Raw genomic sequence first — 12,871 nt, 5'->3', positions numbered from 1 at the left:
CGCTCACCTGTTCCTGTGGTGCGCGTTCGGGCGCCACGCGGTTGGCGGTTGGGCATTGCTGCTGCTTGCGCGTGAATCCTGAACCTGGTTACATTGGCTCTCCATCCGATTGGGCGCCAACCTGCGCGGCCCGATAAAATTGTGGCTGCGGGGCTTGATCTCCCGGCCGCTCCCCTGTAGACGCCCGCCTTCACATTTGGTTTTGAACAGCAAGAGGCGGCCTTTCAGCCGTCGCCCCGGCGCACGGCCGGTGTGGCGTCTGGCAGCGTTGCCCCGCTCTTTCTTATCGGTAGGAACATGGAAGCTCAGAATATCCGCATTCGCCTCAAGGCATTCGATCACCGCGTGCTCGACCAGGCGACCGGCGACATCGCCGACACCGCGCGTCGTACCGGAGCGCTGATCCGTGGTCCTATCCCCCTGCCGACTCATATCGGCAAGTTCACTGTGAACCGTGGCCCGCACATCGACAAGAAGTCGCGCGAGCAGTTCGAGGTTCGCACCTACAAGCGGATGCTGGACATCGTTCAGCCCACCCCGCAGACGGTCGATGCGCTGATGAAGCTCGATCTTGCCGCGGGTGTTGATGTCGAGATCAAACTGGCGTAAAGGCGCCACTTCTCGATTCTTCGTCACTCCGGCGGAAGCTGGAGTCTCGGGCCTCCAGGGTCGACCTGGCTTGAAGAGATCCCGGTTTCCACCGGGATGACGCGAAAAGGCAGAGAAGCGGACACCGCTACTCACACGATATAGAGATACCGCCAGCGGCTTTCGTGCGCTGGGCCAGCGTCTCCCGTCATGTCCGGCTTGCCGGATAAGCAGCCCGGGACGGGGGCACGCTTCGCACATATCCGGGTTGGAACTGAGCTCGATCACAGGATCGGGTTCGCAAGCACCCGCGGGATGGGCCCGAGGGTGCCTCTGTTTAAGGAGCTGTAGATCATGCGCACTGGCGTGATCGCGAAGAAGATGGGGATGACCCGCCTGTTCCAGGACGATGGCCGGCACGTGCCGGTAACCGTTCTGGCGCTCGAAGGCGTTCAGGTCGTTTCCGTTCGCGAAAAGGACAGGGACGGTTACACTGCCGTCCAGATCGGCGCGGGAAGCGCCAAGGCCAAGAACGTTGCGAAGCCGCAGCGCGGCCACTTCGGCAAGGCCGAGGTCGAGCCCAAGGCGATGCTTTGCGAATTCCGCGTCGAAGAGGATGGCCTTCTTGAAGTGGGCGCCGAACTGTCGGCCGATCACTTCGTTGCCGGCCAGATGGTCGACGTGTCGGGCCGTACCCAGGGTAAGGGTTTCGCCGGCGCCATGAAGCGCTGGGGCTTCGGCGGTCTTCGTGCCACGCACGGCGTTTCGGTTTCGCACCGCTCGCACGGTTCGACGGGTAACCGTCAGGACCCGGGTCGCGTCTTCAAGAACAAGAAGATGGCCGGCCATATGGGTGACCGCAATCGCACGCAGCAGAACCTCGAGATCGTGTCGACCGACGCAGAGCGCGGCCTGATCTTCGTCAAGGGTTCGGTGCCCGGTCACAAGGGCGCATGGCTCGTCGTCAAGGACGCGGTGAAGCTGCCGCGCCATGCCGACGCTCCGTTTCCGGCCGGTCTGAAGCAGGCGGCCAATTCCAACGACTCCGCTCCCGCCGACACGCCCGCCGAGGACGTGAACAATGCGGAAGCGACCGAAGGCCAGGAGGGCTGATAACGTGAAGGTCAAGGTACAGACCCTCGATGGGAAGGCGGCGAAGGGCGCCGATATCGAGCTCAAGGACGAGATTTTCGGTCTCGATCCGCGCGCCGATATTCTCCATCGCGTCGTCACGTGGCAGCTCGAGAAGCGCCGCGGCACGGCCCGCGCTGCTCGCGAGCGTAGCGACGTTGCCCGCACCGGCAAGAAGTGGGGCCGCCAGAAGGGTGGCGGCACGGCTCGCCATGGCGACCGCAAGGCCCCGATCTTCATCGGCGGCGGCAAGGCGCACGGCCCGCGCGTTCGCGACTTCAATCCGTCGCTGAACAAGAAGGTTCGCGCGCTCGGCCTGAAGATGGCGCTGTCGAGCCACGCGAAGGCGGGTTCGCTGGTCGTTCTCGACACGCTGACCGTGAAGGACGGTAAGACGGCCGCGCTGAAGAGCGACCTCGCCAAGCTGGGCTTTGGCAAGACCGCGCTCGTCATCGATGGCGACGCAGTCGAGAACAGCTTCGCGCTGGCGGCTCGCAACCTGATGGAAGTCAATGTGCTTCCGGCGGGTGGCGCCAATGTCTACGACATTCTGAAGCATGACACGCTGGTGCTGACGCGCGCCGCTGTCGAAAAGCTGGAGGCGCGTTTCAATGGCTAAGAAGCCTGCCAAGACGGCGGTCGACAACCGCCATTACGACGTGGTGCTCGGGCCCCACATCACCGAAAAGGCGACGCTCGTCAGCGAAGCCAATGCGGTGGTGTTCAAGGTGGCGAACGACGCGACCAAGCCTGAGATCAAGGCTGCGGTAGAGGCGCTGTTCAACGTTTCGGTCACCGGCGTGAACACCATTGTCCAGAAGGGCAAGACGAAGAAGTGGCGGGGTTCGCCCTATCGCCGCTCTGACATGAAGAAGGCGATCGTGACGCTGAAGGACGGCGACATGATCGACGTCACGACGGGGATCTGAGGCAGATGGCACTCAAGCATTATAATCCGACCTCGCCGGCGCGACGCGGACTCGTCCTCGTCGACCGCTCCGGCCTGCACAAGGGCGGCCCCGTCAAGGCGCTGACCGAAGGCAAGCGCAAGACCGGCGGCCGCAACAACAAGGGCCATGTGACGTCGCGCGGTATCGCGGGCGGTCACAAGCAGCGCTATCGCATCATCGACTTCAAGCGTCGCAAATGGGACGTCGAAGGCACGGTGCAGCGGATCGAATATGATCCCAACCGTACCGCGTTCATCGCGCTGGTCGAATATGCCGATGGCGAGCAGGCCTATATCATCGCGCCGCAGCGTCTCGCCGCGGGTGACAAGGTCATCGCCGGCAAGAAGGTCGATACCAAGCCGGGCAACGCCATGGAGCTGGGTCAGATGCCGGTCGGCACCATCTGCCACAATGTGGAGATGAAGCCGGGCAAGGGCGGCCAGATCGCGCGTTCGGCGGGCACCTATGTCCAGGTCGTCGGTCGTGACCGCGGCATGGTGATCGTTCGTCTGAACTCGGGCGAGCAGCGCTACATCCATGCCAACTGCATGGGAACGGTCGGCGCGGTGTCGAACCCCGACAACCAGAACCAGAACCTGGGCAAGGCGGGTCGTAACCGCTGGCTCGGCAAGCGTCCGCTGACCCGCGGCGTCGCCAAGAACCCGGTCGACCACCCGCATGGCGGTGGTGAAGGCCGGACCTCTGGCGGCCGTCATCCGGTCACGCCGTGGGGCAAGCCGACCAAGGGCGCCCGTACTCGTAACAACAAGCGGACCGACAAGATGATCATCCGGTCGCGTCACGCGAAGAAGAAGGGCTAAACAATGGCTCGTTCTGTCTCCAAGGGTCCGTTCGTCGACCTCTATCTGCTGAAGAAGGCGGAAGCCGCTCAGGAAGGCGGCGCGCGTGCGCCGATCAAGACCTGGTCGCGTCGTTCGACGATCCTTCCGCAGTTCGTCGGTCTGACGTTCAATGTCTATAACGGCCGCAAGTTCGTGCCGGTGTCGGTCAACGAGGAAATGGTCGGCATGAAGCTGGGTGAGTTCGCGCCGACGCGTTTCTTCCCCGGTCACGCCGCCGACAAGAAGGGTAAGCGCTGATGAGCAAGCAGGCAGCTCCGCGCCGCGTGGGTGACAAGGAAGCGCTGGCGGTTGCGACGCAGATTCGCGGTTCCGCCCAGAAGCTGAACCTTGTCGCCGGTCTGATCCGCGGCAAGAAGGCCGATGAGGCGATGAACATCCTTTCGTTCTCGACGAAGGCGATGGCGGTGGACGCGCGCAAGGTGCTCGCATCGGCGATCGCCAACGCCGAAAACAATCACAACCTCGATGTGGACGCGCTGGTCGTCGCCGAGGCTTCGGTGGGCAAGTCGCTCACGATGAAGCGTTTCGCGACCCGCGGCCGCGGCAAGTCGACGCGCATCCTGAAGCCATTCAGCCGGTTGCGGATCGTCGTGCGTGAACAGGAAGAAGAAGCGTAATGGGTCACAAGAGCAATCCGATCGGGCTTCGCCTTCAGATCAACCGCACCTGGGACAGCCGGTGGTACGCGGAAGGCCATGACTATGGCCGCCTCCTCATGGAGGATCTGAAGATCCGCAAGTACATCCTCGAAAAGGTGCCGCAGGCGGCGATCTCCAAGGTCGTCATCGAGCGCCCGGCCAAGCTGTGCCGCGTGTCGATCTATGCGGCGCGCCCCGGCGTCATCATCGGTAAGAAGGGTGCGGACATCGAAAAGCTGCGCCGCACGCTTTCCGACATGACCAAGTCCGACGTCAGCCTGAACATCGTCGAAATCCGCAAGCCGGAAATCGACGCCAAGCTTGTCGCGCAGGGCGTTGCCGATCAGCTGGAGCGCCGCATCGCGTTCCGTCGCGCGATGAAGCGCGCGGTGCAGTCGGCGCTGCGTCTGGGTGCCGAGGGCATCCGGATCACCTGTTCGGGCCGTCTCGGCGGCGCCGAGATCGCGCGGACCGAATGGTATCGTGAAGGCCGTGTGCCGCTGCACACGCTGCGCGCGAACGTCGATTACGCCGAAGCGACCGCATACACCGCCTATGGCGTGTGCGGCGTGAAGGTGTGGATCTTCAAGGGCGAAATTCTGGGCCATGATCCGTTGGCGCAGGACCGTCTGATGATGGAGGCACAGACCTCCGGCGTGCGTCCGGCGCGCTAATCAGGGACTAGGAAAGAACAATGCTGCAACCGAAGCGCACCAAGTTCCGCAAGGCGCACAAGGGCCGCATCCATGGCGACGCCAAGGGTGGCACGGCGCTCAACTTCGGCTCCTATGGGCTGAAGGCGCTCGAGCCGGAGCGGATCACCGCCCGCCAGATCGAGGCCGCGCGCCGTGCGATCACGCGTCACATCAAGCGTCAGGGACGTTTGTGGATCCGCGTGTTCCCCGACGTTCCGGTTTCGAAGAAGCCGGCCGAAGTTCGTCAGGGTAAGGGTAAGGGCAGCCCCGAATATTGGGCCGCCCGCGTGAAGCCCGGCCGCATCATCTTCGAGCTGGACGGCGTTGCCGGTCCGCTCGCCGCCGAGGCTTTCGAGCGCGCGGCGATGAAGCTGCCGATCAAGACCAAGGTGGTGGCGCGGTTCGGCGACCACTCGCACCTGGAGGGTTGAGTATCATGACGAAGGTTTCCGATCTTCGGGCCAAGACCGACGACCAGCTCACCGAGGAGCTGGGCAACCTGAAGCGCGAGCAGTTCAACCTGCGCTTCCAGGCTGCGACCAGCCAGCTCGAGAAGTCGAGCCGGGTGAAGGAGGTTCGTCGCGACATCGCCCGTATCAAGACGCTGCAGAACGAGCGTTCGCGCTCGGCTGCCAAGTAAGGGACGAAAGAACATGCCGAAGCGCGTGCTGACCGGGATGATCGTCTCGGACAAGACCGACAAGACGGTGGTGGTGAAGGTAGAGCGCCAGGTGAAGCACCCGCTCTACGGCAAGATCATGCGCCGTTCGAAGAAGTATCACGCCCATGACGAGGGCAATGAGTACAAGTCCGGCGAGACGGTGCGGATCGAAGAGACCAAGCCGATCTCGAAGCTGAAGACCTGGAAGGTGATCGAGCGGGTGAACACCCATGCGACACCGGAACGGGCGACGCCCGAGGGCTGAGTTTTCGTCTCCCCCGAAACGGGGTGACGGATTGTTTTAGGAACTTCCGGGCAGGTCCCGGAAAGCCAATGTGAGAAGGAATTGGATCGATGATCCAGATGCAATCCAATCTCGACGTCGCCGATAACAGCGGCGCCAAGCGGGTGCAGTGCATCAAGGTGCTTGGTGGTTCCAAGCGCCGCTTCGCCGGCGTGGGCGACATCATCGTCGTCTCGGTGAAGGAAGCTGCTCCGCGCGGCCGCGTGAAGAAGGGCGACGTCCACCGTGCGGTGATCGTTCGTACCGCGAAGGATATCCGCCGTCCCGACGGTTCGGTGATCCGTTTCGATTCGAACGCCGCGGTGCTGGTCAACAAGAACGAGGAGCCGATCGGCACCCGTATCTTTGGCCCCGTTGTTCGCGAGCTTCGTGCCAAGAAGCACATGAAGATCATCTCGCTCGCCCCGGAGGTGCTGTAATGGCTGCCGCCAAGATCAAGAAGGGTGACCAGGTCGTCGTCCTGTCCGGCAAGGACAAGGGCCGCACCGGCGAGGTCGTCCAGTCGCTCCCGCGCGAAGGCAAGGTCGTCGTGTCGGGCATCAATGTCGCCGCTCGGCACCGCAAGCCGAGCCAGGAGAATCCGCAGGGCGGGATCGAGCGCCGCGAAGCGCCGATGCACGTTTCCAAGGTCGCGCTGATGACCAAGGACGGCAAGCCCACCCGCGTCCGCTTCGAAGAGCGCGATGGCAAGAAGGTCCGCGTGGCCGTGAAAACCGGAGACGTGATCAATGGCTGACAAGTACACGCCACGGATGCGCAAGCTCTATGACGACACGATCGTCAAGGCGATGACCGACAAGTTCGGTTACAAGAACCCGATGGAGGTTCCCCGCCTTGAAAAGATCGTCCTCAACATGGGCGTGGGCGAGGCGACGCAGGACAAGAAGAAGGTCGATCAGGCCGCTGCCGAAATGGAGCTGATCGCGGGCCAGAAGCCCGTCGTGACGCGCGCCAAGAAGTCGATCGCGCAGTTCAAGCTGCGCGAAGGCATGGCGATCGGCTGCAAGGTCACGCTGCGCCGCGAGCGGATGTACGAGTTCCTCGACCGCTTCGTCACGATCGCGCTTCCTCGCGTCCGCGACTTCCGTGGTCTGAACCCGAAGTCGTTCGACGGCCGCGGCAACTATGCCGTCGGCATGAAGGAACAGATCGTGTTCCCCGAAATCAACTACGACCGCATCGACAAGGTGCGTGGTCTGGACATCATCGTCACGACCACCGCGAAAACCGACGATGAGGCCCGCGAACTGCTGCGTCTGTTCGGCTTCCCGTTCCCCAAGGGTGACGGCGAAGAGAAGCAGGCTGCGTAAGGAAGGAAGAACTTAAGTCATGGCGAAACTGAGTTCGATCAACAAGAACGAGCGTCGTAAGAAGATGGTCAAGAAGTATGCGGGGCAGTACGCCCGGCTGAAGGCCATTGCCGACGACGAAAGCAAGGACTTCCAGGAGCGCTGGGTTGCGCGCCTGAAAATGGCTGAACTGCCGCGTAACGCGAATCCGACCCGGGTGCGCAACCGCTGCGAACTGACCGGCCGTCCGCGCGGTTACTACCGCAAGTTCCGTCTCGCGCGCGTCATGCTTCGCGATCTTGCCAACAAGGGCATGATCCCGGGCGTCACGAAGTCGAGCTGGTAAGGATCCGAAGACATGGCATTGACCGATCCCCTGGGCGATATGCTCACCCGCATCCGCAACGGCCAGCGCGCGCGCAAGGACAGCGTGCTGACGCCGGCGTCGAAGCTGCGCAGCCGCGTGCTCGACGTTCTGCAGCGCGAGGGTTACATCCGTGGATACAGCGAAGAGCAGATGGGCCCCGCGCCCGGTATCCGCATCGAACTGAAATATTTCGAGGGCCAGCCGGCGATCAAGCGTATCGCCCGCGTCTCGAAACCGGGCCGCCGCGTCTATTCGGGCTCCAAGGAGCTGCCGACGGTACGCAACGGCCTGGGCATCACCATCGTTTCGACGCCGAAGGGCGTTCTGTCCGACGCGGAAGCGCGCGACCAGAATGTCGGCGGCGAAGTGCTGGCGGAGGTATTCTGATGAGCCGTACAGGCAAAAGGCCGGTTGCGATGCCGGCGGGCGTTACCGCCGATCTGGAAGGCGCCGAGATTTCGGTGAAGGGCCCCAAGGGCGCTCTGACCATGCCGAAGGATCCGCTGGTCACCTATGAAATGACCGATCGCGGCATTCAGGTGCAGCCGATCAACGATACCAAGCGGGCGCGCTCCTTCTGGGGCATGCAGCGCACGCTTCTGCAGAACCTGGTGACGGGCGTGACCGAGGGCTTTTCGAAGAAGCTCGAGATCAACGGCGTCGGCTACCGTGCGCAGGCGCAGGGCCGCAAGCTTCGGCTTCAGCTCGGCTTCAGCCACGACGTCGACATCGACGTGCCGGAAGGCATCGAGGTCAAGACCCCGGACAACACCACGGTCGAGATTTCGGGTATCGACAAGCAGAAGGTAGGCCAGTTGGCCGCGGAGATCCGTCGCTGGCGCAAGCCTGAGCCGTACAAGGGCAAGGGCATCAAGTACGCCGGCGAGTATATCTTCCGCAAGGAAGGGAAGAAGAAGTGATGACCAAGGGTCTGTCTCTCTTTCAGAAGCGGCGCCGCCGCAATCGCACCGCGCTTCGGGCGCGTTCGGGCAACCGTCCCCGGTTGTCGATCCACCGTTCGGGCCAGCATATCTATGCCCAGGTGATCGACGATGCGCAGGGCAAGACGGTCGCTGCCGCATCGACGCTCGACAAGGATGGTCGCGGCAAGGCGGGCGCCAATGTCGAGGCCGCCAAGGACGTCGGCAAGCGCGTTGCCGAAGCGGCCAAGAAGGCCGGCGTCACGCAGGTCGTGTTCGACCGCGGCGGTTTCCTGTTTCACGGACGCGTCAAGGCGCTGGCGGATGCCGCGCGTGAAGGCGGATTGGAGTTCTAAGCATGGCGGAAGAAAACACCACGGGTGAGGGCAATCAGCCCGAACAGAAGGTTGCGCCGGAAACCACCGCTCAGGACGTGACCGGTCAGTCGCAGGAAACGCAGCCTTCGGGTCGCGGACCGCGCGGTGGTCGTGGCGGTGGCCGCGGTCGCGGTGACGGCCGCGGTGGCCGGGGTCGTCGTGACGATCGTCGCGGCGGTCGCGGTAACGATGACGGCGGCGAGGAGCTGATCGAAAAGCTCGTCCACATCAACCGCGTCTCGAAGACCGTGAAGGGCGGTAAGCGCTTCGGTTTCGCCGCGCTGGTCGTTGTCGGCGACGGCAAGGGCCGGGTCGGTTTCGGCCATGGCAAGGCGCGCGAGGTTCCCGAGGCGATTTCGAAGGCGACGGCTTCGGCCAAGAAGAAGATGATGCGCGTTCCGCTGCGTGAGGGGCGTACCCTTCACCATGACGGCCGCGGTCACTTCGGCGCGGGGCGTGTCTATGTCCGCGCGGCGCCTTCGGGTACCGGCATCATCGCCGGCGGTCCGATGCGTGCGGTGTTCGAATCGCTGGGCGTTGCGGACGTGGTGACCAAGTCGGTCGGCACCTCGAACCCCTATAACATGATCCGTGCGACCTTCGAGGCACTGGGCGACCAGTCGAGCCCGAAGGTGGTGGCGCAGCGCCGCGGCAAGAAGATTGCCGACCTGCTGGGCCGTGGCGGTTCGCAGACGGCCGAGGCGGATGCCGCGGCGGTGACGGAGTAAGGCCATCATGGCGAAGAAGGACGAAGCGAAGATGGTGAAGGTGACCCAGACCGGGTCGCCGATCCGTCGCGAAAAGCATCAGCGCGCAACGCTGATCGGTCTTGGCCTCAACAAGATGCACAAGACGGTCGAACTGAAGGACACGCCCGAGGTTCGCGGCATGATCCGCAAGGTTGCGCACATGGTGTCGGTTTCCGAATAATTCGGCACCTGTCACCGACGATTTAACGGAATAATGGGCGGCCTTCGCGCCGCCCATGCGCGAAAACAGCGAAAGCGAGTGCAGATAATGAAACTCAACGAACTCAAGGACAATGATGGCGCCCGCAAGGGCCGGATGCGCGTCGGACGCGGTATCGGCTCGGGCAAGGGCAAGACCGCCGGCCGCGGCCAGAAGGGCCAGGGCAGCCGTGAAGGCGTCGCCATCAATGGCTTCGAGGGCGGCCAGATGCCGCTCCACATGCGCCTGCCGAAGCGCGGCTTCAACAACATCTTCGCCAAGGATTATGCCGAGGTGAACCTCGGTGCCGTCCAGAAGGCTGTCGACGCCAAGAAGCTCGACGCCAAGAAGGACGTCGATCACGCGGCGCTGAAGGCTGCGGGTCTGGCGCGCGGCGGCAAGGATGGTGTCCGTCTGCTCGGCAAGGGCGAACTGAGCACCAAGCTGAAGTTCGTCGTTGCGGGTGCGTCGAAGGGCGCGGTCGAGGCGGTCGAGAAGGCCGGCGGCTCGGTAGAGGTCATCAAGGTCGTTCCGGCTGCTGAAAAGGCTGCGGCGAAAAAGGGCAAGGGCGGCGCCAAGGCGAAGGCCGAAGCCTGATTTTGCCGTCTTTGACCGGACAGGCTTAGACAAGCCCGGTCATATCACTATATGAGGCGGCGGGGGCGAGGGTTCGGTCCCGCCGCTTATTCATTTTCGGCCAGGTTTTCCGGCCAAGAAATCGGGACGTGTAGACAGAAATGGCAAGTGCTGCCGACCAGATGTCCGCCAGCTTGAGCCTGGCCAATTTCAGCAAGGCCACCGAGCTTAAGAAGCGCCTGTGGTTCACCCTGGGCGCGCTGATAGTATTCCGCATGCTGAGCTACGTTCCGCTGCCGGGGATCGACCCGACCGCGCTCGGCCTGCTCGCGCAGAATACCAAGGGCGGCGTGCTCGACTTCTTCAACAGCTTTTCGGGCGGTTCGCTGAAGCGCATGAGCGTGACCGCGCTCGGCGTGATGCCGTACATCACCGCCTCGATCGTCGTGCAGCTCGCGACCTCGCTGTCGCCGCAGCTCGCCGCGATCAAGAAGGAAGGTGAAAGCGGTCGCAAGCGGCTCAACCAGTACACCCGCTACGGCACGGTCGGCCTGACCGCGCTACAGGGCTATTTCATCGCCGTCGGGCTCGAAGCGCTGGGCGCCAATCAGGGCGTACAGGCGGTGGTGATGCCGGGCATGCTGTTCCGCCTTGCCGCGGTCGTTTCGCTGATCGGCGGCACGATGTTCCTGATGTGGCTGGGTGAGCAGATCACCAGCCGCGGCATCGGCAACGGCATTTCGCTCATCATCATGGCGGGCATTGTCGCGAACCTGCCGGTCACGATCGTCCAGCTTTTCGAAGGCGGGCGTTCGGGTTCGGTCTCGCCGCTGACGATCGCCGGCGTGCTGATCGCGGTCGTCGCGCTCGTGCTGTTCATCTGCTTCATGGAGCGTGCGCAGCGCCGCATCCTGATCCAGTATCCCAAGCGACAGACCGCGCGCGGCGTTCAGGCCGATCGCAGCCACCTTCCGCTGAAGATCAACACCGCGGGCGTCATCCCGCCGATCTTCGCCTCGTCGTTGCTGCTGATGCCGCTGACGGTCAGCCAGTTCGCTGGCAACCGCGTATCGGGTGAAAGCACCTGGGGCGACATCATCATCACGCTCAACCAGTATCTGCAGCACGGCAGCCCGCTGTTCATGCTGCTGTACGGCGCGGGCATCATCTTCTTCTCGTTCTTCTACACCGCCGTCGTGTTCAATCCGGAAGAAACGGCGGACAATCTGAAGCGCTATGGCGGCTTCGTTCCCGGCATTCGTCCGGGCAAGAAGACCGAGGAATATCTCGATTATGTGCTGACTCGCATCACCGTGATCGGTGCTGCCTATCTGGCGCTGATCTGTCTGGTGCCCGAATATCTGATTTCGGCGATGGGCGCGTCGTTCCTGCTGGGCGGCACCAGCCTGCTGATCGTCGTCAACGTGACGATGGACACCGTCGCGCAGATTCAGTCGCACCTTCTCGCGCACCAATATGGTGATCTGATCAAGAAGTCGAAGCTCAAGAGCGGTCGCGGCCGCTGACGCCAAGGGGCGCGGCGACAACGAGGGGAAACGTTCGTGAACATCATCCTGCTAGGCCCCCCGGGAGCGGGTAAGGGGACCCAGGCAAGCCGGCTCGAGACCGAGCGCGGCATGGTCCAGCTTTCCACCGGCGACATGCTGCGCGCCGCGGTGAAGGCGGGCACCCCCGTCGGCCAGAAGGCGAAGGCCGTGATGGATGCCGGCGAGCTGGTCTCCGACGCCATCGTCTCGGCGATCATCGGCGAGCGGCTCGACCAGCTCGATGCCGAAACGGGCGCGATCTTCGACGGCTATCCGCGCACGGCCGCGCAGGCGGAGGCGCTCGACATGCTGCTCGGCGAGCGTGGACGCAAGCTCGACTGCGTGATCGAGTTGAAGGTCGATGAAGAGGCGCTCGTCGAGCGCATCGTCGGGCGGTTCACCTGCGCGACCTGTGGTGCGGGCTATCACGACAAGTTCAAACAGCCCAAGGTCGAGGGTACCTGCGACGTTTGCGGCGGGCATGAATTCAAGCGCCGGCCCGACGACAACGCCGAAACCGTGCGTACCCGAATGGCCGAGTACCGCGCCAAGACCGCACCGATCCTCCCGATCTACGAAGCGCGCGGCCTCGTCCGCCGCGTCGATGGCATGGCCGATATCGAACAGGTCACGCGCGAAATCGAGGCGGTGCTCGACGCCGCCGACTGATCGGCGCCCGACGGGGCGGTTCCTGCATTCATGACGCGTTTTTCATCTTCGCGTCACCGGGTAAACAGACGCGCGGCGCTATTCTGAAACCGTACCGATGATCGCATCGATACGCGTTTCAGGAGAAACCCAGATGTACGTTCGTTCCCTGCTTCCCGCCGTTGCCGCCCTGTCGCTGATCGCGGTGCCGGCCTTCGCCGCCACGCACAAGGCATCCACCAAGCCGGTGGCCGCAAAGCACCTCAAGCATGCGAAGCAGATCAAGCGCGTCAAGAAGACCGTGACGAAGACGTCCGAAGCTGCTCCGAAGGCGCAGTAACACCGCGTTTCTGCTCACAGCCTTGAAGG

24 protein-coding genes are annotated in these 12,871 nt (G+C 63.4%); all 24 read left to right on the top strand.

Going from position 1 to position 12,871, the window contains the following annotated elements; genetic code table 11:
* The first annotated feature begins 297 nt into the window (after positions 1–297).
* Complete coding sequence (gene rpsJ / locus J7S20_RS06895; protein WP_284053513.1) at positions 298–609, top strand: 30S ribosomal protein S10; 312 nt, start codon at positions 298–300, stop codon at positions 607–609.
* A gap of 333 nt (positions 610–942) precedes the next feature.
* Positions 943–1,701 carry a 50S ribosomal protein L3 gene (gene rplC, locus J7S20_RS06890; protein WP_284053512.1) on the top strand — a complete coding sequence of 253 codons (759 nt, stop codon included), beginning with the start codon at positions 943–945 and terminating at the stop codon, positions 1,699–1,701.
* A gap of 4 nt (positions 1,702–1,705) precedes the next feature.
* Complete coding sequence (gene rplD, locus J7S20_RS06885) at positions 1,706–2,338, top strand: 50S ribosomal protein L4 (protein ID WP_284053511.1); 633 nt, start codon at positions 1,706–1,708, stop codon at positions 2,336–2,338.
* Positions 2,331–2,648, top strand: coding sequence for a 50S ribosomal protein L23 (locus J7S20_RS06880; protein ID WP_284053510.1), 318 nt, complete (start codon positions 2,331–2,333; stop codon positions 2,646–2,648). The genes rplD and J7S20_RS06880 overlap by 8 nt, the downstream gene beginning before the upstream one ends.
* Before the next feature lie 5 nt (positions 2,649–2,653).
* Positions 2,654–3,490, top strand: coding sequence for a 50S ribosomal protein L2 (rplB, locus tag J7S20_RS06875; RefSeq protein WP_284053509.1), 837 nt, complete (start codon positions 2,654–2,656; stop codon positions 3,488–3,490).
* A 3-nt stretch (positions 3,491–3,493) separates the two neighbouring features.
* Positions 3,494–3,769 (top strand): 30S ribosomal protein S19, encoded by a 276-nt coding sequence (gene rpsS, locus J7S20_RS06870; RefSeq protein ID WP_284053508.1) that lies wholly within the window; start codon positions 3,494–3,496, stop codon positions 3,767–3,769.
* Entirely contained in the window at positions 3,769–4,149 is a 381-nt protein-coding gene (gene rplV, locus J7S20_RS06865; RefSeq protein WP_284053507.1) for a 50S ribosomal protein L22, read from the top strand. The genes rpsS and rplV overlap by 1 nt, the downstream gene beginning before the upstream one ends.
* Positions 4,149–4,844 (top strand): 30S ribosomal protein S3, encoded by a 696-nt coding sequence (gene rpsC / locus J7S20_RS06860; RefSeq protein ID WP_284053506.1) that lies wholly within the window; start codon positions 4,149–4,151, stop codon positions 4,842–4,844. The genes rplV and rpsC overlap by 1 nt, the downstream gene beginning before the upstream one ends.
* A gap of 20 nt (positions 4,845–4,864) precedes the next feature.
* On the top strand, positions 4,865–5,296 hold the full coding sequence (gene rplP, locus J7S20_RS06855) for a 50S ribosomal protein L16 (protein ID WP_284053505.1): 432 nt from the start codon (positions 4,865–4,867) through the stop codon (positions 5,294–5,296).
* A 5-nt stretch (positions 5,297–5,301) separates the two neighbouring features.
* Positions 5,302–5,505: a 50S ribosomal protein L29 gene (gene rpmC, locus J7S20_RS06850; RefSeq protein ID WP_284053504.1), complete on the top strand. Its 204-nt coding sequence runs from the start codon at positions 5,302–5,304 to the stop codon at positions 5,503–5,505.
* A 13-nt stretch (positions 5,506–5,518) separates the two neighbouring features.
* Positions 5,519–5,791, top strand: coding sequence for a 30S ribosomal protein S17 (gene rpsQ / locus J7S20_RS06845; protein WP_284053503.1), 273 nt, complete (start codon positions 5,519–5,521; stop codon positions 5,789–5,791).
* Between the two features lie 89 nt (positions 5,792–5,880).
* Positions 5,881–6,249, top strand: a complete 369-nt coding sequence (gene rplN / locus J7S20_RS06840) for a 50S ribosomal protein L14 (protein ID WP_284053502.1) — start codon at positions 5,881–5,883, stop codon at positions 6,247–6,249.
* Positions 6,249–6,566, top strand: a complete 318-nt coding sequence (gene rplX, locus J7S20_RS06835) for a 50S ribosomal protein L24 (RefSeq protein ID WP_284053501.1) — start codon at positions 6,249–6,251, stop codon at positions 6,564–6,566. Before rplN ends, rplX begins: the two co-directional genes overlap by 1 nt.
* The gene (gene rplE, locus J7S20_RS06830) at positions 6,559–7,140 is read left to right on the top strand and encodes a 50S ribosomal protein L5 (RefSeq protein ID WP_284053500.1); all 582 of its coding nucleotides are present in this window, start codon (positions 6,559–6,561) and stop codon (positions 7,138–7,140) included. The genes rplX and rplE overlap by 8 nt, the downstream gene beginning before the upstream one ends.
* Before the next feature lie 19 nt (positions 7,141–7,159).
* Positions 7,160–7,465 (top strand): 30S ribosomal protein S14, encoded by a 306-nt coding sequence (gene rpsN / locus J7S20_RS06825; RefSeq protein ID WP_284053499.1) that lies wholly within the window; start codon positions 7,160–7,162, stop codon positions 7,463–7,465.
* A gap of 12 nt (positions 7,466–7,477) precedes the next feature.
* Positions 7,478–7,873: a 30S ribosomal protein S8 gene (rpsH, locus tag J7S20_RS06820; RefSeq protein WP_284053498.1), complete on the top strand. Its 396-nt coding sequence runs from the start codon at positions 7,478–7,480 to the stop codon at positions 7,871–7,873.
* The gene (rplF, locus tag J7S20_RS06815) at positions 7,873–8,406 is read left to right on the top strand and encodes a 50S ribosomal protein L6 (RefSeq protein ID WP_284053497.1); all 534 of its coding nucleotides are present in this window, start codon (positions 7,873–7,875) and stop codon (positions 8,404–8,406) included. The genes rpsH and rplF overlap by 1 nt, the downstream gene beginning before the upstream one ends.
* Positions 8,406–8,762 carry a 50S ribosomal protein L18 gene (gene rplR / locus J7S20_RS06810; protein WP_284053496.1) on the top strand — a complete coding sequence of 119 codons (357 nt, stop codon included), beginning with the start codon at positions 8,406–8,408 and terminating at the stop codon, positions 8,760–8,762. The genes rplF and rplR overlap by 1 nt, the downstream gene beginning before the upstream one ends.
* A gap of 2 nt (positions 8,763–8,764) precedes the next feature.
* Positions 8,765–9,511, top strand: coding sequence for a 30S ribosomal protein S5 (gene rpsE / locus J7S20_RS06805; RefSeq protein WP_284053495.1), 747 nt, complete (start codon positions 8,765–8,767; stop codon positions 9,509–9,511).
* 7 nt (positions 9,512–9,518) lie between these two features.
* Positions 9,519–9,713, top strand: a complete 195-nt coding sequence (gene rpmD, locus J7S20_RS06800; RefSeq protein WP_284053494.1) for a 50S ribosomal protein L30 — start codon at positions 9,519–9,521, stop codon at positions 9,711–9,713.
* Between the two features lie 87 nt (positions 9,714–9,800).
* The gene (gene rplO / locus J7S20_RS06795; RefSeq protein WP_284053493.1) at positions 9,801–10,328 is read left to right on the top strand and encodes a 50S ribosomal protein L15; all 528 of its coding nucleotides are present in this window, start codon (positions 9,801–9,803) and stop codon (positions 10,326–10,328) included.
* A 140-nt stretch (positions 10,329–10,468) separates the two neighbouring features.
* Positions 10,469–11,833, top strand: coding sequence for a preprotein translocase subunit SecY (gene secY / locus J7S20_RS06790; protein ID WP_284053492.1), 1,365 nt, complete (start codon positions 10,469–10,471; stop codon positions 11,831–11,833).
* A gap of 36 nt (positions 11,834–11,869) precedes the next feature.
* Positions 11,870–12,523 (top strand): adenylate kinase, encoded by a 654-nt coding sequence (locus J7S20_RS06785; RefSeq protein ID WP_284053491.1) that lies wholly within the window; start codon positions 11,870–11,872, stop codon positions 12,521–12,523.
* Between the two features lie 133 nt (positions 12,524–12,656).
* Positions 12,657–12,842 carry a hypothetical protein gene (locus tag J7S20_RS06780; protein ID WP_284053490.1) on the top strand — a complete coding sequence of 62 codons (186 nt, stop codon included), beginning with the start codon at positions 12,657–12,659 and terminating at the stop codon, positions 12,840–12,842.
* Positions 12,843–12,871 lie beyond the last annotated feature (29 nt).

It is taken from the genome of Stakelama marina (assembly GCF_018122655.1).
GTDB classification, from domain to species: Bacteria; Pseudomonadota; Alphaproteobacteria; order Sphingomonadales; family Sphingomonadaceae; genus Sphingomonas; species Sphingomonas marina.
This window is presented reverse-complemented; position numbering and strand designations above follow the sequence as displayed.